This window comes from Aquabacterium sp., from assembly GCF_016195855.1.
Lineage (GTDB): Bacteria > Pseudomonadota > Gammaproteobacteria > Burkholderiales > Burkholderiaceae_C > Aquabacterium.
The window spans coordinates 1-24,536 of sequence record NZ_JACPYU010000023.1 but is presented as its reverse complement, the minus strand read 5'-3'; the positions used below and the strand labels follow the sequence as shown (position 1 = coordinate 24,536).

The window sequence follows — 24,536 nt, the reverse complement described above, 5'->3', positions numbered from 1 at the left end:
TCAAGCCGTGGCCGCCACGATGGCCGCCGTACCCGCCACCACCCCCACCACCGCCAGGATGGTCAGCACGATCTCGGCGGTGCTCACGCTGACGGGCACGCGCCGCACCACCACATGCTTGTTGTTCTGCGCGATGGTGGCCACATCGGTGCCGCTGCCGTTGAGCGGGTCCTCCACGCTGGTCATCACGGCCATCACCGCCAGGTCAACGGATTCGTCGGGTGGGCTGAAATCGAACTGGGCGATGCGCGGTGAGCCCGCAGGCAGCTCGCCCACGGTCTGCTTGGCGCCCATGGCTTGCCATGCACCCGCCACGCCCAGGTTGCCGTCCGGGAAGCTGCCCCAGAAGTCCGCGGGCAGCGCGGGGATGGTGTCGCCGCTCATGCGTGCCCAGTACAGGCGCACGGTCACACCCGTGGCCTTTTGGGGCCCGCGGTTGGTGAGTTGCACGAACACATGGGCCTGCCGGCCACGGATGAAGTCTTCGTGTTCCAGTTGCTGGAAGCTGATGTAGTCGATGGCGCCGGTGCCGCTGTAGTCCTGCGTGCTGATGGGCTTTTCAAAGTTGCCCAGCAGGCTCTTGGCATCGACCTTGATGTCCACGCCGTCCAGCCAGCTGACCTGGCCAGGCGGGTTGAGCGGGTCCGGGTCGCTGGCATGCGTGGTGTAGCGGCCCAGGTCGACGATGTTGTCGCGGATGAAGACGTCGGCGGTGCTGACGTCGGGCGGGGCAATCGTGTCCACCGGGCGCTCCCACACGCTGCGGCCCATGGTGGCAGCACGCAGCAGGCGGCGCGTGGGGTGGAACTGCAGGTCCACCACGGGGGCGTTGGGCAGGCCGGTGGAGAAGGCCGTCCAGGCGCCGCCACCATTGGTGCTTTCAAACACGCCGCTCTGGCAGCCCACGAAGATGTGTTGGGCGTTGGTGGGGTCAATGGCCAGTGCGTTGGCGAAGTTCACGCCAAAGGGGATGTTGGGTGGTTCGGGCGTGGCGCCATCGAGTTGGGCCGAGCCCAGTGCCGTCCATGCCGGAAGCATGCGGTTGGTGAAGTCCACCTTCCACACGCGGCCGTTGTGCACCGATTGAGGCAAGGTGCCCGTGAGGTAGTCGCTGCCGTAGGCCACGTACACGGGCCGGCTGGCCATGGGGCCCGGTGCGGCCAGCTTGGGCACGGCGAGGTCGGCGCAGTAGGCCTTGTTGACGACGTCGGGCGCGTTGGTCACCACGGGCAGGCCCGCAGGCACCGCAGGCGGCTGGCCGCGCACAGACCAGATGCACGTCGGTGTGCCCTGGCCGTCCACGGAGGTGATGATGATCTGGAAGACATCGCCCCGGCGCGTGCCCACGTAGATGACCTTGTTGTCGTTGGGATCGACGCAGATGGCGCTGATGCCGTCATCGGCCGATGGCTTCTTGACGTCGGCGGTTTCGGTGAAGGTGCTGAAGCGGGTGCCGTCGTCTTGCGACAAGGCCTGCCAGGTGTCGCCCCGGTCGGTGCTGCGCCACAGGTGCGTGGTGCCCAGGTACAAGGTCGAGGGGGTGACCGGGTCGAGCACGAAGGGCACGTAGAAGGGCTCGTTGGCCTGGTCGATGTACTCGGCACTGTCGATGCCATCGGTGATGATGCGCCACGAGCTGATGGCCCCGGCCTCGGACGAGCGCTGGATGCCGCTGAGGTTGCCCGCGCTGTTGCGGTAGACGTAGCTGGAGTACCAGTAACGCGGGTCGCTCGAATCGATGCCGCAGAAGAAGCCGTCACCATAACCGACCAGGTTCCAGCCGGGGTTGCCGGCAAAGCGCTGGGTGCCGTTGTCTTGCGCGCCAGCCAGCAGCACGGTGTCGGCGCCGGCATGGTGGACCAGGGCGTAGTACTGCAGGGTGTTGAGGCCGCGGTTGCGCGAGGCCCAGGTGGTGCCACCATCGTTGGACAACCAGACGCCACCGTCGTTGCCCAGCCAGACGCGGTTGGGGTGGGCGGGGTCGTACACGACCACGTGCTGGTCGGAGTGGGTGCCGGGTGAATCGCCGCTGGGCGCGGAGATGCAGGTCCAGCTCATGCCGCCATCGGTGCTGCGCCACAAGGCCTTTTCGCCAAAAATCAGGGTGTTGGGGTCGTTGGGGTCAACGGCGATGGCCAGGTTGTAGCTGGACTGTTTGAGTGCCTTGCCGCCGTCTTCGGGCAAAGTGCGGCGCGTCCAGTTCTGGCCCGCGGTGTCAGACATGTACAGGCCATGGAAGCCCGCGCCTTTGTTCAGCGCCATCACGCAGTAGACCCGCGCCGTGTTGCCCGGCGCCACAGCCAGGCCGATGCGGCCCACGCCTTCCTTGGGCAGCTTGTCGGACGGTGGGGTGTCCTTGGGCAGGAGGTCGAAATCCAGGTCGGGGCGTTTGACGAACACGCCGCTGGTCTGGGCGGTGACGATCACTTCCTTCTTCTCGTTGGTGCTGGTGGTGTAGCTGGCCCAGCCGCCCACAAGCAGGCGTTGGCCGCCCACGTCCTGCGTCACGCACAAGGCCGATGCAGCCTGGGTGGTGGCCGTCAAGAGCGTGGATTGCGTCCAGGTCTGTCCGTTGTCGGTCGAGCGGAACACGCCCGCGTTGGTGGCCATCCACAAGGTCTTGGTGCCGCCGCCAAAAGCGGGCTCGATCACCATGGCACTGGTTCGGATCTTGCGGAAGAAGGGCCCGGTGCCTGCGGGGATCTCGCTGACGCGCGGCAGGAAGGTCTTGGCCTGCGTGTCGTAGATCAAGAGGCCCTGGCCGAACTGCATGCGCCCGCCGCTGTTGCCTTCGCCGGTGGCGATGTACAGGCGCTTGGTGGCGGCATCCAGCACCATGGCGCCCACGGCCAGGCAGGCTTGCTTGTCGTCCAGCGGGGCCCAGTTGACGCCATCGTCGTCGCTGCGCCAGACGCCACCACCGGCGGTGCCCACGAAGAGCGTCGCCCCATCCAGCACGATGGCCGTGACGCGGCCTGACACGGGCGCGCGCCCGCCGCCTTCGTCCATCTGGCCGTCGATGATGCAGTCCGGCCCCAGTGGGGTCCATTGGTTGGCGCCACTCATGGCTGGGCTCCTTGTGATGCGGCCTGGGCGTTGTCCTCATGCGGGCGCAGGCGCAACCAGCCTTCGCTGGCCACGGGCGGGTCCTGCGGGAAGAGCGCGTCCTGCGTGGCGTGGGTCACGGGCAGGTTCTCCCAGGTGGTGACGTCGGTGCGGTGGTCCCAGCTCCAGGTGCCGTTGAGCTCGGCGGCCACGGGCATGCGCACGTTCTTGGGGTCGATCAGCACGGGGCCGAAGCGGAAGGTGGGCGAGAGCTTGGCCAGCGCGTCTTGTGTCCACTCCTTCTTGAGGCCGACCTCCTTGCGGGGCAGGACGCCGCAGGTGGCGTGCACCAGGGTGTGGGGCTCGACCAGCAGGATGAGGTTGACGTCCTGGTTGGGGCGCACGTGGATGAGGCCGCTGCGGTCCACATAGTGGTGGGTGATGGGTTGCAGGGCGCCGGGCTTGTCGAGGTCATCGGCATAACCGGGCACGTCTTCCACCGCTTGCAGGAAGCCTTCTTGCTGGCCGAAGGCGCGGGCCAGGTCGCCCACGGCGCCTTCCGAGCAGCGCAGCTTGCGGAAGTTGTCTTCCACGAAGTAGCCCAGCAGGCCGTCCTGCCATTGCGCGAGCGAGCCCAGGCGCACCGGGATGACCTGCTCGTTGGCGGCGGCCGCGTCCGTGCCTTCCTGCACCTCCAGGCGCAGCACGGCGCGCACCACCACGACCGGGTGGCCGACCAGCAGGGCCAGGTGTTCTTCACCCTGGTGGCCAAAGGGGTCGGTGGACCAGCGGGTGGTGTCGATCACGCGCATGAGCGAGCGCAAGGCCGTGTCATTGGGCAAGGCATTGAGGCCGGCGTCGGCCACGCCCCAGTCCAGCAGGCCCTGGGCCATGTCGGCCAGGAAAGGGTTGGCGATGGCCTGTGCAGGCGAGGCGCCCACATGCGAGGGCGCACCGGGGGCGTCTTCCCAGACGATGCGCTCGCTTTCATCGCGGCGCACCACGCCCACGTCCTGCCCGTCGGGGTTGAAGAAGAGCAAGGCGTCATCAAGGTGGTTGGGCATGAGGTAGCCGCAGATGGGGCTGACCTCGGCTTCCTTGTCGGTGGCGGAGCGGGCTTCGTCGGGCCCGCCCTTGGCATCGGTGAAGCGCAGCAGCAGGCGCGAGGGCGCGGTGAAGCGCGGCGGCAGGGCCAGCAGCTCGGGCCGGCCGGTGACCTCCAGCGCGGTGCTGCGCCCGATCTGCGCCGGGGCGGCGGGCTTGCTGGCACTGGAGCCAGCCAGGTCCAGCACCTGGCCGAAACCATCGACCACACGCAGGCGCAGGATGCGCATGAAGCCAGCGCGCAGCACCTGCAAGGAGGTGGGGCTGCGCATGGTCTTCTGGATGCCATCGAGGCCGCCGGTGAGCACGTCCATCTGCTCCAGGGCGCTGGCGATGTCGCCCAGGGCAGCGCGCTCTTCGGCGTTGAGGCCGTCGTCACCGGCCTTGGGCACGATGCCGGAGATGAAGCGGCTGACCTCGCGCCCGATGCCGCTGGCATAGGCGTGCACGGCCTCGACGTCCAGCGTGCCGCTGTCGCCGATGCGCAGGGCATCGGACAAGGTCTGGCGGATGGCGCTGGCCATGGCCTTGCCGGCACCGGCGGCCAGGTAGCTGCGGCCTTCGATCACGATGGGGGTGACGCTGCCGGTGGCAGGCACCTTGGGTGCGTCTTCATTGAAGTCGCATTCGCCGAAATCCCAGTCGTCGATACCTTGGGGCGAGGGCGTGAACTCGATGCGCCAGTCCAGGTGCAGCGGGTTCCAGGGTTGGGCTGGCGGCGCAAAGGCCACGGAAGACGGCAAGGTGCCGGTGTAGGGCGACAGGCTGATCGTGGCGCTGCTGTCCACACGCGGGTCCCGCGCGGCCCACCAGTTGGTCTGGTGCACCATGATGCGCTGCACCTCGTTGCTCTGGGTGGTGGCGCTCATGGCCCGGGTGCGCGTGCCTGCGGTCTCTTTCGCCGACTTCAGGAAAGATGGCGCGCTGCCCGGGCACAGCAGGATCAGCTCATTGAGCAGGTTCTCGCATTCGGGCGGCACGCTGCCGTTCATCACACCACGGTCGAGCACGTCTTCGGCATTGAAGCTGCGGTTGAGCACCGGGTTGCGGTAGGACTTGATCCAGCTGCCGGTGAGGCGGCAGCCCAGCAAGCCGTCCTGGCTGAAGCGACCGTCACCACCGTGGTGGTAAGGGCGCTTGATGCCTTCGATGACGATGACCGGGTCTTGCGGGGTGTAGAGCCGTGGCAGAGGGCGCTCACGGTCCACCCAGCGGCCAGGGCGGTAAGGGGTCTTGCCGCTGCCCAGGCCCAGGTTCTTCAAGGCGGTGCTGATGCCGCCCTGGTAGACGCGCTCTTCGGCTTGCAGGGCCTTGCCCTTGAACTGCAGGGTCTCGTACTTGGCCTTGGGCACGGCCATCTCGACCTTGTACTCGCGCCCGGCCTGGCTGACGGCACGACCGCTCTGGCCGGCCTTGGCGCCGATGTGGGCCTTCTGCCGCTGGGGGCCGCTGGCGTCGTTGTGATAGTAGCGATCGAACACACCCTTGCCAGGTTCCTTGACGACACCTGCCGGGTCAGGCTCGCCCAAAGGGGGCTGCCACACGCGCTCGGTCACACTGCCGCCAGGGGCGGAGGCAAAGGTGGTGGCGTGCAGCAGCGCGTCCACGCGGGCACGGCCGTCGGGCTCGTCGAGTTCGTTGATGGCACCCAGCTGAAAGGCCTGGAACAGGCGCTCCAGCTCGGGCTCGCCCTGGCGGCGCGCGATCATGGCGCCCATGGCCTCGCTCAAGGTCTGGCCCAGGCCGACCTTGACGGTGCTGGCCGCAGGCGGGCCACCGACTTCTTCGCCTTGTGCGTCCAGCAGCGAGCGCTTGCTGCCGCCCAGCTTGGCCGTGGGCCAGCCCAGCCCGACCACGGCGCCGTGGTACATCGAGTGGCGGGGCCACCAGGCTGCCGAGCTGACCTTCAGGCCCGTGGACGCGTCCATGCGGCTGGTCTTGCCGGTGGCGGCGTCCAGCGGGCTACCCATGCGGCGGGTGGCCTTGGTGTCGGCGCGCACGTTCAGGCCCATGCGGGTGAGCGTGTCGCTGTGGCGGGTGGCGTGCTCTTGCGCCTCTTTGAGCATGGCGTCAGGCAGGCTCCAGCGGTAGTCGGCCAGGCGTTGCTTGAAGTCCTTGAGCGAGCGCAGATCGGGGTCGGCCAGGGGGTCGTTGTCCGGGTCGTGGTACCAGCCGCACACGAGGTAGGACACGGTGCCCTCCTTCACGTCGCTGAGCGGGTCATGGAAGGCCATGACGCCTTCGGCGTTGTCGAAGTAACCCACCCAGTTGAGCTGCTTGACCTGCTCGGGGCCCATCACGGTGACGGGTGGCGAGAGCTGGCCATCGGGGGCCAGGTCGGCCTCCTTGTACTGGTCCAGCGGCACGGGTGGCAGGTGGGGCTGGTCGCCCCGCAGCACCCAGCCGCGCACGGTGCGGCGGCCTGCCACGCGGCTGGATGGGGCCACGCGCAGCACCAGCCAGCGGTCGGGCAAGCCGGCAAAGCGCAGCGGCCCTTGGGTGTCGCCATCGGCCTGGCGGCCCCGTGCCAGGGCATCGGGCGGGGCCCACATCAGGTAGGCGCCCTTGGCACGCGGCTGGCTCAGGTCTTCAAAGGGGGCGGGCTGTTGCCACTTCTGGGCGTCGTTCTGGAACAGGCCGGTGCGGGCCCAGGTGCCACCTTCGCTGCGCACCATGAGCACGTCCAGGTGCACGGGCACCAGCAGGCGCGGGTCGCGCACCAGGGTTTCAGACCAGGTGCGCGCGACCTGCATGGACAGGCCCTGCGCGGCGTTGACGCCAAAGGCGATGCGGGAGTTCGTGCTCACAGGCCCGCTCCTTTCACGGTCAGGGTGACTTTGGGGTCCAGGGCTTTGGCCACGACCTTGAAGTCGCTCACATACAGGCCATTGCCGGTGAACTCGGGCTTGGCGCCATCGCCCTGGAAGCGTTGCCGCCAGGGCAGGTCCAGCATCTCGATGGCGAAGGCGCCTGCGCCGTTTTGCGCCGGCATGGTGCCGGTGCCGGCATTGGGCGGGATGGGTTGCGTGGCCGCGTCTGTCAGGGCCTGGCGCAAGGCCGCCACGTGGACCACGCGCTTGCCACCGGCGCGCAAGGGCACCACCACTTCCTTGGACTTGGGCAAATCAAAGGCCACGCCCGATTGGTTGCGGCGCAAGAGCGTGAGCTTGTTGCCCTCGCCGCTGACGCCGAACTGCACGCCATGGTGCGGCTCTTCGCACATGACCATGCGCGGGATGCCTTCAAACAAGGCCAGCATCACGGCCGGGGCCAGGCGCTCCAGGCGCAGGGTGCGCAGCTGGTGGCTTTTGGAGTCGGGCGTGTCAGGGTCGAAGTTGCGCGCCAACACCTTGTCGTAGGCGCGGATGTCCATGTGCGGCCAGCCAGACACGGCCTTGGAGCGCAGCAGGAAGCCAGTGATGACCTGGGCCGCGCCGTTGATGGGCAAGGCGCGCACGTTCTCGAAGGTGACCTTGCCGCGTTGCAGGCCGCGCACCTGGCGCTCGGTCAGGTCCAGCTGGCGCGAGACCTGGGGGGCCTGGGCCTGGTGGTGGGCCTGCTCGCGCGAGCCGATCTTGCCCACGGCAATGGCGCCGTCCACCAGCCGGTCTGTCCAGGATCGGTCCAGATAGAAGAAGCGGATGGACTCGGTGGGCAGCAAGCGCGCATCGGGCACGAGGTAATCAAAGGGCACGCCCACCAGCAGGCGCAGGTGGGACAGGAAGCTCTCCATATAGGGCGGCATCTGCGCATCGGGCACGGGGGCACCGATCTGCTGATGGGCCTGCATGCGTTCGGCCAGGGTGGCCTTGCCTTCAATCCAGGGGGAGCGCATCACTGGCCTCCTTTGATGTTGGTGGGGCTGGTGGACGGGGCGGTGACCGCCAGGTCAAAGTCCAATCGCACCTTGACGTTGTCGAGCACGCCCACGCGCTGGGCGTTGAGGTGGCTCAGGCCGGCGGTGTCGGCCAGCACAGCCTCCAGCGTGGTGGACGCGCCCAGGTTCACGGCCTGCGGTGCCACGCTGGTGCCCAGTGGCGTGTCCAGGCCCATGAGGACCTGGCGGGCCTGGCTGATGTCGGTGAGGTTGTAGGCCATGGACACGGCCTCGGGCTGCAGGCCGATGACCTGCTTGAGTTGCCCCAGCCCCCACACATCACCCATGCGCGGCGCGTTCTGGGCGATGCCATCGATCAGCTTGATGGAGGCCAAGGGCAGCACGGGGCAACTGAGCTTTTGCGCGAGGTTGGCGCCCAGGTCCACCTTCACCAGGGTCTCGATGGCCTTGAGCGTGCCCAGGCGGGCCGACAGCCGGTAGGAGGTGCGGCGCCAGCGCATCAGTTCCTGGGCCAGGCGGCCATCGGCGGCGGCCAGCAGGCGCCCGACTTCAAACGCGGCAGCGTAGGAGATGTCTTCCACGCCGGTCTCGGGTGACACGCGGCGGGCCTGGTCGGCACTGTGATACGGGCCGGCCGGGTCACGCGTCAAGGGGAAGGGCACCAGCGGGCCACGGTAGAGCGCTTCTTCCTGCGTGCCGACGCGGGTGCCCAGTGGCACGGGGATGTGGCCGCTGTCGGCCACCTTGGGGAAGGGGCCTTTGACCTTGCCGATCAGGCCCACGTCCAGGCGTTGCATGAGGCCCTGGAAATCGCCCTCGCCTTCGCACTCGAAGCTCCACTTGTGCAGCACGACCAGGCGCTTGCGGGCCAGGATGGGCAAGCTCAGGCGCCCGGTTTCGGCCTTGTGCGGCGAGCGCTCGGCCACATCGGCCTTCTGGAACATGCGCGGGGCATCCAGGCGGGATTGCGTGTCGCGCAGGCCCTTGAACTCGGGCGCGGGCTGCAAGGCGGTGGTCGCCACCGCACCGGCCGTCAGGCCCGCCACGGGCACGGGGCCGGCCACCACCGGGCTGAACACCACGGGGTTGAGCAAGATGGTGTCGTCCACCACGAACTCGCCGTACACGCCGGCGCGCATCTCGGCAGGCGGGTTGGCCTTGAGCAGGTCCGTGCGGCCTTCGAGCGAGACCAGCACCATCTGCGCCTTCAAGCCCGGCGTGGGCAGGCGGTTGCACACCTGCACGGCAAAAAAGCCATCGCTGCCTTCGACCGACAGCTCGCGGTCATTCGGGTCCACCTGGCGTACGTGGGTCAGCAGTTGCAGCTCTTCGCGCGAGGGCAGGATGTCGGCCAGCAAGGCGGCGTCGATGTCCAGCGAATCGACCAGGATGTTCTGGGGCGAACCGATGGCCTGCAGCACCTTGGATGGCAGCACCTGCTCCAGCGGCACACCCGGCTTGATCTGGTAGTCCTCACCTTCTTGCAGCAGCAGCAAGGCGAACCAGGGCGTGGGGTAGTCAGGCTGCTGGTTGCTCAGAGCCTTGGGGTTGCTGGGCGCGGGCAGGGTCTCGGCGATGTCGCGCTCCCAGGGCAGGGTGCGCCGGCGCATCACGATCTGCGGCAGCACGCTGCCAAAGGGCCCTTGGGCATTGTTGGGCGGGCACACGCCGGCGATGTCACCCGGGTTGAGTATGAAGCGGGGCCCGTCAACCACGAAGTGACGCTCGTTGGCCACCTCGTGTTCATGCGAGCCGGCCTCGATCTGGCCAGAGACCTGGAAGCGGTAGTTGCCGGGCTTGAGCGGCGGCAGGGCGTAGTCGTACAGGACCATCGAGCCCTTCGGGGGCGGCGTCATGTCGGTCATGCCAGGATCCTTGTCTGCGGAGCGGTGTTGCCGGGTTCGGTCGAGATGGCGATGACAAAGCGCGCGCGCACATCGCCATCGGCCGACAGGGCCCGGTCGTCAATGAAGGTGGGGGGCGCGTCGCCATCGAGCCGGTCGGCCCAGTCGTCGGCTGCGCCTTGCAGGCCGATGACGCCACCCAGGCGCCAGCCCTTTTCGCTGGCCACGCTGATGTCGAACCAGCCTTGGGCCTGGGCCTCTTCGGTGGCGCGCACGTCGTACAGCACGGTGCGGCGCGTGCCACCGATCACGGCCACGGGGGGCAGGCTCATGATGGCGCCTTCTGCGGAGACGGCCAGGTCGCCATCGAAGGCGGCGCTGGCGTCGTTTTGCTCCAGCAGGAAGGCCACGACCGATACAGCCGAGGGCAGGCGTGTGGTGATGGCGCTCTGATCGGCCACGGCACGCTCGGCGGCGATCAGGCCGGTGCTGCTCAAGGTCTTGAGCGGCGCGGTCACCACCTGGGCCGTGTGCAGCGAGGCACCGCGGGCCAGCAGGGTGTGCGCCCCGACTTGCTCCAGTTGCATGCCGGTCTGCCAACCCACGGCGGGGATGCGGCCGCTTGGCGCCAGCATCAGGCTGACGTCACCCTGCTTGGGCAGGCGCTGCATCAACTGGCCCCCCAAGCTGCCACCTGGGCGGCCCAGGGCCGTGATGGCCAGGCGGGCGGCGCCTTCGGGCATGGCCAGCGCGGCTTCACGCAGGCTGGCCACTTCCTGGTCGGCCAGCACGCGGCCACGGCGGTCCAGCCAGACCACGCGGGCGGCCCCCGCGCCGCTCAGGCGCAGGCTGACACGCACATGGGCACCTCGCTCGGTCTCGGGCAGCTCCCACAGGTGGGTGGTGCCGGACGGGATCAAGACCCCATCGCCCATGATCTGTTTGGATGCCAGCTCGAAGGCCTCGCCATGGAGCTGCCCGGCCGAAGCGATGGCCGGGTGATGCAAGGTGCGCGCCCCCTGGGCCATGCGCGTGGGCGCCGCAGCCTGGGGGTTGGCCGCACGGTGCAGGCGGGCGCCGATGAGGCTGACCTTGGTGTGCGGGGCGTTCATGCGCGGGGCCTTTTTCGCGGCCTCGACCTTGAGCACCGTGGTGCGCAGCCCGGCGGGTGCATCGGTGGTGGGCGCCACGCGCCGGCGCATCACCGTGAGCAGGCGCGGCACGCGCAGGTGCTCGGCCGTGGAGAGCTTGTCTTCAAACAACAGCGGTGCGGCCTGGGCCGGCTTGTCCAGCGTCAGGCCGGTGGACAGCGGCACCACGCGGGCGGGTGCCGAGCGGGTGCGCATCTGGCGTTGGGCCATGGGGCTGATGCCCTTGCCGCTCAAGCCCACATCCTGCCGGGCCTGGGCCAGCTCGGGCTGGCTGAGCAGTTGCAGCATGGCCTTGTCGCGGCGGGCCGGCGTCCAGCCGATGGTCAGGTCGCCCAGCTGGCCGGCGGCAATGCCGATGGGGATCATCGCCACGAAGATCAAGTCCTCGGGGTGGCGGAAGGGCAGCGGCAGCGCGTAGTTGTCGGGCAGGTCGTCCACCGCCTTGCTGATCTGGATGATGGCACTGCGGCGCACGAACTCGGCCACACCCTGGACCTTGAGGCCCTGCAGGCGATCGATGGTGTTGGCCGCGGCCTTGACGTGACGCGGGTCCACCCAATGCCAGGTGGACTCGGGGAAGTGACCGGCCACCGGCGTGAGGATGAAGCGGTCTGGGTCCAGCGTGATCGTCTGGATGCTGCCATTGACGACCTTGACGATGCGCAGCTCGTGCGTGCTGGTGATGTCCGCATACGACTGCGGGTTCATCGGGGCCAGCGAAATCGGGCCGCTCAAGCCCGACGGGCTCTGGACGATGCCGTCCTGCCAGCGGTAGCGGTTGGCTGCCAGCGTGGACTCGGACTCGAAGGCGAACTCCACGCCGATGCGCCATGGTGCCTCCAGCGTGCCCGGCGCGGGGTCGGCGCCCGGCGGATCGGTGGGCAACAGGCCCGCGCGCAATTGCACATCGACCGCAGAGCGCGTGTCGCCAGCCGTGAGGTACTTGCCCTTGAAGACGTTGAAGTCTTCGATGTAGTTGATCTTGTGAGCCGGGTCGCCGAAGTCGATGTGCACCGTGACGATGAGGATCTCGACTTCCACATAGCCTTGCAGTGGCGGGCCTTCGATGTGGATGTTGGCGCCCAGGCTGATGCCCACTTCGCCGAAGATGCCCGTGTCCACCGAGGCGCCGATCTCGATGCCCGCGTCGAACATGTAATAGAACGGGTCCCAGGCCACGAGCACGTCCAGCCAGGTCTTGAACCAGGCCTTGACGGGGCCGCCATGGAAGCTGGCCTCCAGGCGCCCGCCGCCCATCACGGCGGTGGTGGTCAGGGCGAAGTAGTTTTCGCCCTTGATGACGATGGCATCGCTGACCGCCCACCTGAAGCCCAGGCGGGGCACGACGGGGAAATCCGCCGGCTTGTTGAAGGCCTTGTGGTAGCCGCCCAGCGTGAGCACGAAGCGGCCGGTGCGGAACCACAGGAAGAAGGCAAAGCCGCCCGTGAGCTGACAGGAGGGGTGGAAAAGGTAGGAGCGGTCTGTCAGCTGAGCCTGCACCGAGAGCAGGCCTTCTTCGGTCGAGAAGCGGGCCTTGAGCGCCAGCTCGATCTGCGCGATGGCGAAGTCTTCCGAAGGCAGGGCCATGCGGCTCAGGCCCAGCAGGCCGATCTCCAGGCCACGGTCCAGCGCCACGTACAACACGGCGGTGGAGTTGACCACCGCGAAGGTGGAGAACTTCAGGCCGGCGGCCAGCCAGAAGCTGCCCCGGCGTGGCGGGATGCTGGTGCCCATGTCGCGCAAGGCGGACATCGGGTCATTGGCAAAGGCGCTGTTGTCGATGGCCGCCACCAGCGGGAAGCTGGGCAGCAGGTTGAGATCCTGCGGCGGGATGAGGGCGCGGTTGAGGCCCACGCCACCACCCAGGCCCAGCACGAAGAAATAGGGCGGGCCACCCAGCGGGATCGGCAGAGACACGAAGACGAAGAAAGACACGTACTCGCCCAGCGCGTCGCTCGGGCGGGCGTACGAGCCGATGGCGGTGAAGCCACGGCCACACACGTCCACCATCAAGGCGCCGTCGTAAGAGATGGGTGGCCCCGAGTTCTTGAGCAGGCCACCCGAGAGCTTGACCGGGCCGGCTTCCAGCGCCACGGCCAGGCCGGCCAGGTCAATGCCCCACTGCGAGGCGTCACCCAGCTTGGTGATGGGGATCAGCAAGGTCAGGTCGTCGACCTGCACCGCCAGGCTGCTGACCTTCACGCCGCCATCGAGCAGCAGGCCGACCTTCTTGTCGCCCTCGAAGGTTTTGACGCCGATCTGTTCGATGTAGATGGGGCCGAACTGCTTTTGCACCGTGATCCACAAGGCGCCCTTCTGGCCACCGATCTCCAGATAGAAGCCCTTGCCTTCGCGATAGCCCACCAGCACATCGGCCTCGGGGCTGACGGCCTTGCTGTCGCCACCACCGCTGCCCCCATCGGAGCTGAGCAGGCTCGATGCAACAGGGTTGCCGCCACCACCGCCACCCGACATGCCTTGTGACAGCGGCAGGCCAAAGCGGGCGATGTCGGCCTCGAAGCCCCAGCCGCTGGTGGAGAAGCCGCCATACAGCTTGGCGTTGAAGAACATGAAGGCCGCGACCTCGCCCAGGCGCACGACGCTGTCGATCAGGGGCTTGTCGTTCTTGTCGGCAAAACCCAGGCCCAGGCCGGTGACCTTGATCTCGGGCTGGAAGGCCATGTCCGACATGCGGAACAGGTTGAACACCAGGCCGCGCTCGGCCTCGACACGTGTGCCACCACCGGGCAGGTCACCCGCGTAGAGGGTGAGTTTGTAGTCGCCGATCTCGATGGGCAGGTGGCCTTGCAGGCGCACGCCCAGCTTGCCCGCCGAGGGCGAGAAGCCGATGGTGAGCTTGTCGTCGATCTTGAAGTCGACACCGGCAGCCAGGCCTTGCAGCAAGCCCGTGACCAGCGTGCTCAAGTTGGGCAGGACCATGACCGGGTTGCCCGAGCCATCCACCAGCGCAGCGGCCGACAGGAGGTTGCGGATCGTGGGCCCGGTGGCCCACAGCTTGACGGTGTGCTGGGGCTTGGTGGCGCGCACCAGCACCTGCACGACCAGGGGCAGCAGCCACTTCTCGGCCAGCTGCAGCGGCAGGGCGTCGGTGGTCTTGAGGTGCGGCGCCTTGAGCAGGTCGATTTCCAGCGGCGCGTTGTTGTTGATGTCGAAAGGCCGCAGCAGCACACCCAGGCCCGACGCCCCCAACGACACGCGCAAGCCCGGCGTGGCGTTGATGCCGGTCAGCGCCTGCAGGCTCACGCCCGCTGCCAGCGTCATGGCCGGTGCGCCCGCGCTGAAACCGCCGGAGAAGCTCAGCACCACCGGGGCCCCGGTGAATTTCAAAGACGTGGCCCCCACCGCGAAAGCGGGGCCACTGCCATCCCAGCCCACAGCCAGTTGCAGGCTGCCGGTGAGGCCGGGGATGGCCGGTGGTGTCCAGCTGATGAGGCTGCTGCCCGGCGTGATCGCGAACTGCGCCGAGCCCACCACGGCGTTGAGCAGGCCAGGTGCGGCACCCAGGAAGGCCGTGCGCACGCTGCCCGTGATGCTGGCGATCGAGCCACCCGAGAGCAGTTGCCCCCATTGGGCCGCATGCCCCGCAAAGCCGGTGCCGTTGTCATAGAGGTTGAGCGCCGTGGCCACTTGCAGGGCCGCGGCCTTGACCGGGCCACCTGCGCCGATGGCGGTGTTGAGCTTGTCCAGCACCGCAGGCAAGAGGCTTTGCCCGATGCCCGAGAGCAAGGCGCCAAAGCCACTGAAGGTAGGCAGCAACTGAATGGCACTGCCGCCCGTGGGCGTGACCGACAAGGTGACACGCGCCATGGCGTCCACCCCGAAGGCCACGGCCAGGCCCGGGAAGGGCCCCACCGCGGGAATGCTCAGGCTGAGGTTGCCACCGGGATGCGGGTGCAGCAGCTCGTCGATGGTGAGCTGCGCATTGAGGCCCAGCACACCACCCAGTGGCGCGCCCGTGGCCAGCGAAAACTGCGGCTGGGTGGTGCCCGTCACGCTCAAGGTCAAGCCACCGGGCAGTTGCAGATTCGGCCCGGCCTGGCCCAGGGCCTTGGCAATGGCCGTGAGCAGGGTGGCCAGGCGTGTGCCGTCCAGCCCACCACTGCCGTTGCCAGCACCGAAAGACTTGGCCTGCGAGAAGAAGCCAGCCGGGTCGGCCACCAGGGTGTCGAGCGCCGCGATGCGCTTGTCGGCGCCGATCACGCCACGCAGCATCAGCGACACGCCGGAAGACAGCAGGAAGCGCGGCAGCAAGTCGGACAACAGGGCGCGCACGGCCGTGGCGCTGGGTGCCGGCCACACGGTGAAGGGGCTGGCCAGCCAGGGCGTTGCGGCCACCGACACCGATGCCGTGCCCACGTCGACATTCAGGCTCACCGCATCCAGCGTGGCACTGAGCTGGCCTTGTGGCGCCATGGTCTTGAGCGCCAGGCCGATGTCGAAGGCCAGTTGCAGATCCGGGCCATTCGGGTTGACCGGCGTGTTCCAGTGCCGCGCACCTTGCAGGCCGAACACCCAGCCTTGCGAGCCGCCCAGGTCGCGCGCATGCGCCTTGAAGGGGCCCAGGGGCAAGACAAAGCCCAGGGCCGGATCAGCGCGCAGGCCCAACCAGCCTGTGGCCCTTGACAGCGCGGTTTGCAGACGCGGCTGGAGGTAGGCCAAGGCGTCGGTCTGCAAGGTGGCAAAGGCGTCCAGCGACAGGCCCACACGCCCTTGTGCATTGACGGCCAGCAGGCCGATGGCCTCCAGCGCGTCACTCAGCTCGGCCATCGCCGAGCCCACGACCACGTTGTTGAACAAGGCGTCCACGGCCGCGCCCACCACCGGCAAGGCCAGTGGGTGACTGGCATCCAGCTGGGGCAAGGTGGCCGTGTGGAAGGCCGCGTCGAAGGCCTTGATCTGCACGCTGGGGTGCAACAGGCCATCGATGCCGCGCACCACGCGCAGGCCCACTTCGGCACGGCGCAGGCGCACGTCCACCAAGGGCTGGCCCACGGACTGGTGGGACTGGGGCGAGCCCAGCACATAGCCCCCGTTGGGGTCTTCCAACAGCAACGTGGCCGTCAAGGCCTGTGCCGGGCGCGCGGGCTCGGCCACACCGGCACGCAAGGCAAAGCGCGCCAGGTCGGCCCGCACCTGCAGGCGCGCCGGGGCCTGGTTGTCCAGGCTCTGGCCCAGCGCCAGTTGCAGGCCCACACCCAGGTGCGTGGGCAAGGTGGCGCCCGCACCGGCCCCTCCGGCCAGGGTCTGCAGACCTTGCCTCAAGAGGTTGAAGGTGACGCCGCCCAGGCGGCTGCCCAAGGCCAGCGCCGGCACACCGCCGGTGGCCAGGGAGTCGGTCGGGGCAAAGCTGCCCACAGGGAAGACGGCGGGCAGCGGCAGGTCACCCGGTGCGGCGCCAGGCTGCCAGCCCTCCAGGGCAGACAGCAGCTGGCCCAAGGCATCGCGGGTGGGGCTGGCGGGCAGCGAAGGCAGCCAGCGGCCGACCACGCGCAGGGCCTGCGCCACATCGGGATCACGCAGGGCCGACAGGGCCGCACCACGGTGCGGTGTGCCGATGGTGACCAGGCCGGCCACCTTGGTGGGCGCGCCCGCCGCAAAGTGGCGCGCCGCGATGCCCGCGGTCGAGTGCGCCACGATGTAGAGCTTGGCACCCGGGCGCAGTTGCGCCAGGCGGGCCACGATGCGCTCGATCTGCGCGGCCAGTTGCGGGTGGTTGCCCACCCCATCGTCTTGCAGATCGGCCGTGTAGACGCGGCCCACGGCGGTGACGCCATCGAGCGCGATGGTCAACGGGTCCACACCGGCCTGGCGCAGGTTGAAATGCGTGCCGGCCACGACCGCACCCGGGTCACGGCTTTGCGCCTCGGCCTTGAAGGCCGTCCAGGTGCTGGCCTGCGCAAAGGCGGGGTGCAAGAGCAGCAGCACGCGGTTGGCGGCCGTGGGCTCCCAGGTGGCGATCTGGTCGAGCGCCTGGCCGATCAGGGTCGGGTCGGCGGTTTGAAGGTGGTGGGCCACAAAGGGCACGCTGGCGCCCACGCTCCAGCCCGGCGTGGTGGCCGGGTCCGGCATCTGCGAGCCCACGCCGACCAGGCCGTCGCCTTCTTGCAGCGAGCGCACGAGCTCGTCCAGGCCGGAGCCCAGGCGGTTCAGGTCGGCACCGGCCAGGGCATCGCGCCACGCGGGAATCAAGGCGGCCAGAGGCTGGGCGGCCTTGAGCAGGGTCGTGCCACTGGCCGTGCCCGCGATGGCCGAGGCCAAGGCCCCTGCCCAGCTGGCCGGCGCGCCGTTGGGGTCCATCCACAAGATCAGGTCGGCGTGTTGCACGGCCGCGCCTGCTTGCAGCGGCACGCGCCAGGGGTCCTCATGCGTGCCGCTGCCTTTGAGGCGGGGCAAGGCATCGGCCAGGTCCGCAGTGCGGCCGGGCAGCTCGGCGTTCATCAGGCCGCTCAACCAGCGCACCAGTTGCGTCAGGTGCGGGCCGGTGGCGCCGCTGCCTTGCACGAGGCGATCAACATAGCTGCGCAAGGCCTCGCCCGGGTTGCTGAAAGCCTGCAAGGGCTGGGCGGGGTCGAACAGCAAGGGCCAGTTGGCCGGCAGGCCGGGCAGGCGGCGATGCAGGCCCACCAGGGCCCCCACGATCTCACCGGCCGGGCCCGACCACTGGCGCAAGCCCGCGTAAACAAAGGCGCTGAGGCTGTCCTGCAAGGCCGCCATGGGCAGGGGCAAGGTGGCCGGCACCGACAGGTCGTAAGGCACCGCAGGCGGCAGCACCAATGTGCCGATGGCGTGGGTGTCGGCCCCCAGCGTGAGGGCCAGGTCTTCCAGGCGGGCGTTGGCCACGAGGCCCGTGCCGGGGCGCCAGGCGGCCACAAAGCGCAGGCTGGACGCGTTCAGGCCGAGGCCGTCGATGCTGGTGACGGGCAAGGCCGACAGGGCCACCGAGGCCTCCTGCCCACCCAGCAGCAGCACCTGGCCGGCACCCGCGGCGGGCAGGTCAAAGCCCAGCACGTCGGCCCGCCAACTCAGCAACCAGGCCGAGGCCGCCGCGTTCAGGCGCAGGCCCACGCGCAGGCGTGCCGTGGCATCGCCCGGTGTGTCGTTCCAGGCGGCCAGGGACACCGTCAAGGGCCCGGCGTTGGCCAGGCCGATCAACCACGGTGAGGCCGGCGTGCCATCGCCCGCGAAGCTGCCAGCCAGGCCGGCCAGCTTGGCCACCTCATTGAGCAGGTAACCCCAATGGCGCGTGGGGTGGGTCAGCACCGCGCGGTGGAAGGCACCCAGCGCACGGGTGGGCGAGGCCACCAGGGCCTGCAGATCCAGCTGATGCGGCCACGACGGTGCGCCAGCGGGTGTGCCCATGCCGATCAGCGCCAGCAGGGACGTGGCAAACGGCGAGTGCCCCTGCCCCAGCAGTTGCTGCAAGGCCGCTTGCAGCGCCAGGTTGGCGGCGTTGGCCACCGCATCGGCATGCGTGAGGTCGATGCGCTCATGCTCGGTGCCATTGAAGGTGACCTTGAGCAACTCCAGCACCGGCTTGAGCTGGTGCGTGACGCCATCCCACTCGACACCGGCCTGGGCGCGCTGGATGGGCAGCGCCGAGGCGGCGGGCAACAGATCACCACTGCCACCGGGCGAGCTCACCATCAGGCGGGCCGCAGGCAAGGCCAAAGCGGTGCCCGTGCCCGACAGCGGGATCGCCACCAGGGTGACGCTGGTATCGAGCCGCGCCGGCGGATTGGGGCCCGAGGGCACCAGGCGCAAACCCAAGGCCACGTGCAGGCGCCCATCGGCCTTGGCCAGGGCGAGGTTCAGCTTGCCGATGCTGCCCAGCGAGGCCAGCAGGATGCGGGTCGGGTCGGCCAGGGTGCCGGCGCCATCCGGTGCCTGGATGGCCCCGAACAAGGCCGAGAAGTGGCCCATCCAGGCGGTGAGGTGGCCGCCGTCGAGCACGCTGCCCAACCAGCTCTGCAAGGCAGCGGGGCCTTGCGTGATCTGCGCAAACGGGAAGGCGGGCACATTGCTGTCGCCCACGCCCAGCAAACCGAGCACATGCATGATCACCTGCGCGGCGGGCAGGCCGCTGAGCTGCTGGCGCACCAGGGCCAGCACCAGCTCCACCGCGTCCGAGCCCAGCGTGGCCGGGTCCAGCTTCAGGTCGCGTGTGCCGCCGTCGTCCAGGCCCAGGCCTTCAAGCACCAGTTCCAGATGCGGGTTGGCTGCTGCACCGGCCGCGGCGGGCGACCAGCGCAGCGACACGCGGATGGCCGCCAGCGTGATGGGGTCAGCGGGGCGATGCAGGCCCAGTGCCACGCGCAGGTCGAGCGACAGGGGCGCACTGGCCTGGCCTGCGGCCAGCTCGGGCACACCCGCACCAAACTTGAGCAAGGGCACATGCACGCGCAAGGCGGCACCAGGCTTGCCACCGACCGCTTCGCCATGCACCTGGCCGGCCACGCCCAGCACGGCCCCACCGCTGACCGGCTTGACCGTGACATAGGCATTGCCGCGCGCTTGCGTGCCCAGCAAGGGGTGCCACTTCTCGCCAGCGGGCAGGCCGGTGATGGCTTCGGGCGGCGCCAGCTTGTCCAGCAAGGACAGCAGGGCATCACGCTGCGTGGGGTTGCTCAGGATGCGTTGCAGGCGCTCGAAAGCGTGCTCGAACCAGGTGCTGTCAAAGTCACCCTGTGCATTGAATAGACCCAGGGCCTTAGCGGCATCGGTCAGCTCGGGGCTGAGGCTCATGAGGTGGTCCTCGGTGATCGTTTTTTGATGGGGCGAAGGCGCAGCGCCAGCAACACGCCCCGAAAAAAAGCCCCGTATCGGGGCGTCTGGCAAAAGCCGTCAGGTCGGATCGGTGGGCAGCGCCCGGGCCTGCAGCACGGACCGCTGCAGCAACGAGGCTTCGGCCGGGTCGGCCACATGCAGCGACAGCACCCCGTGCTCGGCTGCCATGCCGAAGGCGATCTTGTTGAGGCGCCCGGCATAGTCCTGCACGATGGCCAGCAAGGCCGACCACACCGCGTCCTGGATGAGCTTGCCCCAGCGGCCCACCAGCAGGCCGTTGCCGCGCGGCAGCTCTTCGGTCACGGCCAGCAGCCCAGCCTGGTCGCGGTTGGCCGCCACCGAGAAGGGCATGACCAGGGACTCGCGACCGGTCTGGTCGCACTCCAGGTCGACGGACACCACGATGAGCCCGCTGCGCAAGACCACGCGCAGGCTGCTTAGGTGCAACAAGATGTCATCACCCGCGTCCGTCCAGACCACGGCGGGCGGGAAGCCAAAGCCCTTGCTTGGCAAGGACGCAGGCGGGGCCAGGCGACGCGCGACGGCCGCGGCCATGGCGGGCTCGTCCATGCGCGGGGCGATTTCAAAGCGTCGATTGGGTGACAGACGAAAGGGGCGAGTTTGCGCAACAGCCATGATCCAGACCTTCCCGCTCAGGAATGCTTGTCAGGCGAGCGGGGCGGACGCTTGGACTGCGCTTGCGCGCGCCGATGGCGCCAGATCATCAAGATGCCGCAGATGGGGATCGCAAACAGCAGGGCTTCGAACCACCCTTCGCCGTTGTCAGGCGACCACCCCAGAATTTGTTCGATGAAGTCCATGGAAATACCACTCCCAGATTTCCCAGCCGGGGATCGTGCCCAAGTGGCTCGGGCACGACCATCCCTAACTCGGCAGGCCTGTGGTGTGCTCAAGACGTGGGCAGCGCCACCTTGGACAAGACAAACGCACGCACCGCACTGGCGTCATAACCCAGCTCGTAGTTCCAGCCATCGGTGGCCGTGGAGTCCACATACAGGTTCTCGCTGAAGCCAGCCACCAGGCAGCCTGCGGGGTTGCAGGTCGCCGGCAGGTTGACGGTCATCAGGTCGTGCACCGTCATGGTGGCCGGTGAGCCGCCCGTGGGGTCTTCGTTGACCAGGGGGGTGCCCGGGTCGTCCACCGGCAGCGGCAGGCTGGGGTTGAGCGGGTCGTGCGAGCGGTCGATCACGGTGCGCACGCCTCTGACCGTCACGAAGCTGTAATTGGCAAAGCCATGCGGGTGCCAGGCCTGATAAGGCAGGCTGACCACGTCACTGTCCTGCGCCTGCAGCACACCGCAGCAGTCATCGGCAAAGGTGCTGCCGATGGAGGGTGCGGGGATCTGCGCAAAGCAGTGGTTGTTGTCCACGTGCAGCGTGATGATCATGCTGTTGCCCACGACCAGGCCCAGCGGGTCGGCGTCCGTCGTGTAGATGGTGCCGGTCAGGTCGGGCACATCGGGCACCACGAACTTGATGCCCAGCGCGTGGATGTCGATGGGTTGGCCTAGCGCATCGAACAGGTCCACCTTGAGCTGGTACTGGCCGCTGTCATCGGTGGTGCCGGACACGGGCGTGCCGTTGCCGTTGTAGCTCAGGCCCGGTGCAAACAGGTGCGAGGGGAACTTGGCGCTGCTCAGGTGCTCGATGATCTCGCCCGCGCTGGGCGGGGTGTCCCACACGCCTTCGGGGGCCACGGAGGCATAGGGAATCTGCGTGAGGTCGGGCACCGAGGTGCCCCCGCCGGTGGGCACGGGCTTGGGGCCCAGGGTGTAGGGCGTCCACGCCGGGAAGATGCCACTGGGCGTGTTCACGTCATGGCGGTAGTAGTGCTGGATGCCGTCCTTCAAGGGCTGGAACAGGCCACTGAAGCCGCGCCGCCACGAGATCTGGTAATGGCGCACGCCCAGCGCTTCCAGCTCGTTGGCGAACAGCAGGCGGGGGCGCAGCAGGCCACCCCATGGGCGACGATCGGCCGTCAAGCCACGCCGGGCCGCGAGCACCGCTGGTGGCGTGCTGTCCTTCAAGGCCTTGCTGGTGCCGTAGATCTGGCTCAGCGGGATGCCACCCACAGCGAGGAAGGCCACCCAACGCCCCACGCCATTGGGGCCGACCACGGGCGGGCACGGTGCGCAGGTGTGCGCAAAGGGGCTGGTGGTGTAGAGCTTGACCTCGGTGCCCGAGACGTAATCCCACCATGTGTGGCAAGCCACGGGCGTGGGCGCATAGATGGTGGCCTTGATCGGCCCGAAGATGGGCTGCGTGGCCTTGAAGTACAGATCGGGCACATCGTGGTTGTGACAGCCCTGGAAGAACACGGTGCGGAAGTGCCCGCAGCTGTCGGTCAGGGCCGTACCCACGCGCTGCATGGTCACGAAGCGCGGGTACAACCAGCACAGCAGCGGCCTGATCAACACGGGGTTCTGGATCAGCGCCTGCTGGAACTGCAAGGCGCTGCCGGTCTGCGCCAGGTAGCGCAGTTCGGTGGCTTCGCTGAGCGCGGTGAGCGAGGCCATGCTGTCGGCCGTGGGGGCGTGGCTTTGCGCGGCCAGGGTGGTGGTGTTCAGGCGCCGCAACTGTGCCCCCGTGGCCGACAGCGGCAGGGGGTCGGGCCCCGGCTCGGGGATCGGGCCCGGCCCATGCGGCGGCAGGGTGAGCACGGGCTCCTTGATGCGACCGCTGGCGATGATGTCGCGCAGGCGGTCGATCACCAGCAGCGGCAGCTTGGGGATGATGATGTAGAGCGGGTCGACCTCGTAGATCTCGACCGTGGCGTTGCACACGGGGAAGTCCACCACCGAGCCCCCGATGACGACCTTCTTGAGCAGCTGCCCTTGCACGAACACGGCACTGCGCAACCAGCACAACCAGATCGGCGAGAAAACGGTGAACTGGGCCTTGAGCTCGCGCTGGCGCGGGTTGTAGGCCAGGTGCTGCTCCAGCGCGCCGCGGCGCATCAGCTCGGCAAAGTCGGGCTCCTTGTCATCGAGCCGGGGGCCGACCAGCACGCGCACCGTGTCGGCAGGGACTTTGGCCTGCAAGGAAAGCTTGGCCTCGCCCTTGTCGTTCAGGGGGGCACTGCCCAGGAAGGCCGCCTCTGAACTGAAGGCATAGGCCATGGCCTCCACCTTCTGCTCGCTCTTGGCGGCGTCCAGCAACTGGGCCTGGATGGTGATCGCCACGGGCGAGGCGGTGTCTTTTGTGTTCATGACGAACTCCTGAAGTGAATGCCGACACCCTTGTGCCGAGCGTGCCAGATCACTGTAGGAACATCGTCTTGCGCCCGCTTCCCAAACCTTGGGGGGACAGCCGGGGTCAGCTTAGGGGGTTGGGCCGCATGGCCTGTGCGGCTTGTTGCACCAGGGTGCGCCGCCTGGCTTGTGGCTCGCGCATGCGTTCGCGTGCCGCCGCCACGAGCGCCGCGCGGGCGTGCGATGGGTGCCCGGCATCAAAGGGTGGTGCGGGGTTGTATTCGATGCCCAGCTGGATCGCTTCGGCGGTGTCCTGGTTTTGCAATTGGGCGGCCAGGTAGAGCGCGAAGTCGATGCCCGCGGTGACACCGCCGCCGGTGACCACGGGGCCATCGTGCACGAAGCGCTCATCGATCGGGGTCGCGCCAAAGTCGGCCAGCATGTCCATGGAAGCCCAATGGGTGGCGGCGCGGCGCCCTTGCAGCAAGCCGGCAGCGCCCAGCAGCAGCGCGCCAGAGCACACCGAGGTCACGAAGCGGGACTTGGCGCCCACGCGGCGGATGAAGTCGATGGTGGGGGCGTCGTTCAGCAAGGGTGTCACGCCAAAGCCGCCGGGGATGCAGAGGACGTCGAGGCGATCGATGTCGGCGCAGCGTTGCGTGGGTTGCAGGGGCAGGCCGTGTTCGGTGGTCACGGTGTCCAGGGTGTGCCAGATCAGGTCGACACGGGTGTCGGGCAGGCGGCAGAAGACTTCGTAAGGACCGATGAGGTCCAGCACGGTGAGTTGAGGGAAGAGCAGCAAGCCGATGTGGGTCATGGTGGGGTCTCCTGTTGTGGTCTTTATTGTTTGAGATGGCTTGTTGGCAGATTTGCCCAATTGCTTTGAAAAACTGCCATGGTGATTTTTAGGCGTGATGTTCTTGCCATGGCTCTGGCGTTTTGTCGGGGCAGCGCGGGGTGCGGACCGAGCCAGCATTTGTCCAGGCTTCATGTTGGTGGTCCCGCTTTACAAGCGGGACTGCCTTGCGGTGCTCACAAGGCAGTGGCGCTGGCGAACTCACTTCAGGGCCCATGGCCCTTACGCTCGAACAACGCCAGCGAGTTTGATGGTCTAAGCGCGCTGCGCGCGCCCACTTCCTTGTTGCGCTCCTCAGCACCACCAAGGCGCCCGGCCAAACGCCGGCTCAGTCCTTTTTGCACCCCGCTGGTGGCATGCGACGGATGCGCCGCATGGCATGTGGTGGGCCTTGAATGCGGTTGAGGTTCGGTGCCCATCCGCACTGCGCCAAGAACCTGCGCACGCCAAGAGCAGGTCGGACAAGGGCTGAGGTGGCATCGGGCTGGGCGCCTTGGTGACGCCGAGAAGCGCAGAGACGAGGTGGGCACGCGCAGCGTGCTTCGTCATCTGACTTGCCCGATTTGTTTGAACGCAGCGGCGCAGCCGCGCAGTGAGGTTCTATGTTTTGACGCAAGCGTTTTGTACGCCCATCTGGCTTGCATCAAAGGTTTTTCCACTGCGCCAGATTGCCCATGCGACT

Annotated in this window: 9 protein-coding genes; all 9 read right to left on the bottom strand. The window is 68.2% G+C overall.

Translation table 11 applies throughout. The annotated features are described in order from the left end of the window. The 9 genes from HY019_RS18780 to HY019_RS18740 all read right to left on the bottom strand — a co-directional run bounded on the left by HY019_RS18780 (window position 1) and on the right by HY019_RS18740 (window position 23,815). Window positions 1-3,066: an exo-alpha-sialidase gene (locus tag HY019_RS18780; RefSeq protein WP_290695098.1), complete on the bottom strand. Its 3,066-nt coding sequence runs from the start codon at window positions 3,064-3,066 to the stop codon at window positions 1-3. After that, window positions 3,063-6,956 (bottom strand): hypothetical protein, encoded by a 3,894-nt coding sequence (locus HY019_RS18775; protein WP_290695097.1) that lies wholly within the window; start codon window positions 6,954-6,956, stop codon window positions 3,063-3,065. The genes HY019_RS18780 and HY019_RS18775 overlap by 4 nt, the downstream gene beginning before the upstream one ends. Continuing rightward, window positions 6,953-7,984 carry a hypothetical protein gene (locus tag HY019_RS18770; protein WP_290695095.1) on the bottom strand — a complete coding sequence of 344 codons (1,032 nt, stop codon included), beginning with the start codon at window positions 7,982-7,984 and terminating at the stop codon, window positions 6,953-6,955. The genes HY019_RS18775 and HY019_RS18770 overlap by 4 nt, the downstream gene beginning before the upstream one ends. After that, complete coding sequence (locus HY019_RS18765) at window positions 7,984-9,852, bottom strand: hypothetical protein (protein WP_290695093.1); 1,869 nt, start codon at window positions 9,850-9,852, stop codon at window positions 7,984-7,986. Before HY019_RS18765 ends, HY019_RS18770 begins: the two co-directional genes overlap by 1 nt. After that, complete coding sequence (locus HY019_RS18760; RefSeq protein ID WP_290695091.1) at window positions 9,849-19,745, bottom strand: DUF6603 domain-containing protein; 9,897 nt, start codon at window positions 19,743-19,745, stop codon at window positions 9,849-9,851. Before HY019_RS18760 ends, HY019_RS18765 begins: the two co-directional genes overlap by 4 nt. A 99-nt stretch (window positions 19,746-19,844) precedes the next feature. Further along, the gene (locus HY019_RS18755) at window positions 19,845-20,423 is read right to left on the bottom strand and encodes a hypothetical protein (protein ID WP_290695089.1); all 579 of its coding nucleotides are present in this window, start codon (window positions 20,421-20,423) and stop codon (window positions 19,845-19,847) included. A gap of 17 nt (window positions 20,424-20,440) precedes the next feature. Further along, on the bottom strand, window positions 20,441-20,608 hold the full coding sequence (locus HY019_RS18750) for a hypothetical protein (RefSeq protein ID WP_290695087.1): 168 nt from the start codon (window positions 20,606-20,608) through the stop codon (window positions 20,441-20,443). A gap of 89 nt (window positions 20,609-20,697) precedes the next feature. Next, a complete protein-coding gene (locus HY019_RS18745) occupies window positions 20,698-23,016 on the bottom strand; it encodes a hypothetical protein (RefSeq protein WP_290695085.1) in 2,319 nt (772 codons plus the stop codon). Window positions 23,017-23,122: 106 nt separating this feature from the next. Beyond that, window positions 23,123-23,815, bottom strand: coding sequence for a DJ-1/PfpI family protein (locus HY019_RS18740; protein WP_290695083.1), 693 nt, complete (start codon window positions 23,813-23,815; stop codon window positions 23,123-23,125). Window positions 23,816-24,536: the final 721 nt, after the last annotated feature.

Coding starts and splice junctions, on each gene's coding strand:
- HY019_RS18780 (WP_290695098.1), bottom strand. CDS start 3,066: ATGAGTGGCGCCAACCAATGGACCCCACTGGGGCCGGACTGCATCATC.
- HY019_RS18770 (WP_290695095.1), bottom strand. CDS start 7,984: ATGCGCTCCCCCTGGATTGAAGGCAAGGCCACCCTGGCCGAACGCATG.
- HY019_RS18765 (WP_290695093.1), bottom strand. CDS start 9,852: ATGACCGACATGACGCCGCCCCCGAAGGGCTCGATGGTCCTGTACGAC.
- HY019_RS18760 (WP_290695091.1), bottom strand. CDS start 19,745: ATGAGCCTCAGCCCCGAGCTGACCGATGCCGCTAAGGCCCTGGGTCTA.
- HY019_RS18755 (WP_290695089.1), bottom strand. CDS start 20,423: ATGGCTGTTGCGCAAACTCGCCCCTTTCGTCTGTCACCCAATCGACGC.
- HY019_RS18750 (WP_290695087.1), bottom strand. CDS start 20,608: ATGGACTTCATCGAACAAATTCTGGGGTGGTCGCCTGACAACGGCGAA.
- HY019_RS18745 (WP_290695085.1), bottom strand. CDS start 23,016: ATGAACACAAAAGACACCGCCTCGCCCGTGGCGATCACCATCCAGGCC.
- HY019_RS18740 (WP_290695083.1), bottom strand. CDS start 23,815: ATGACCCACATCGGCTTGCTGCTCTTCCCTCAACTCACCGTGCTGGAC.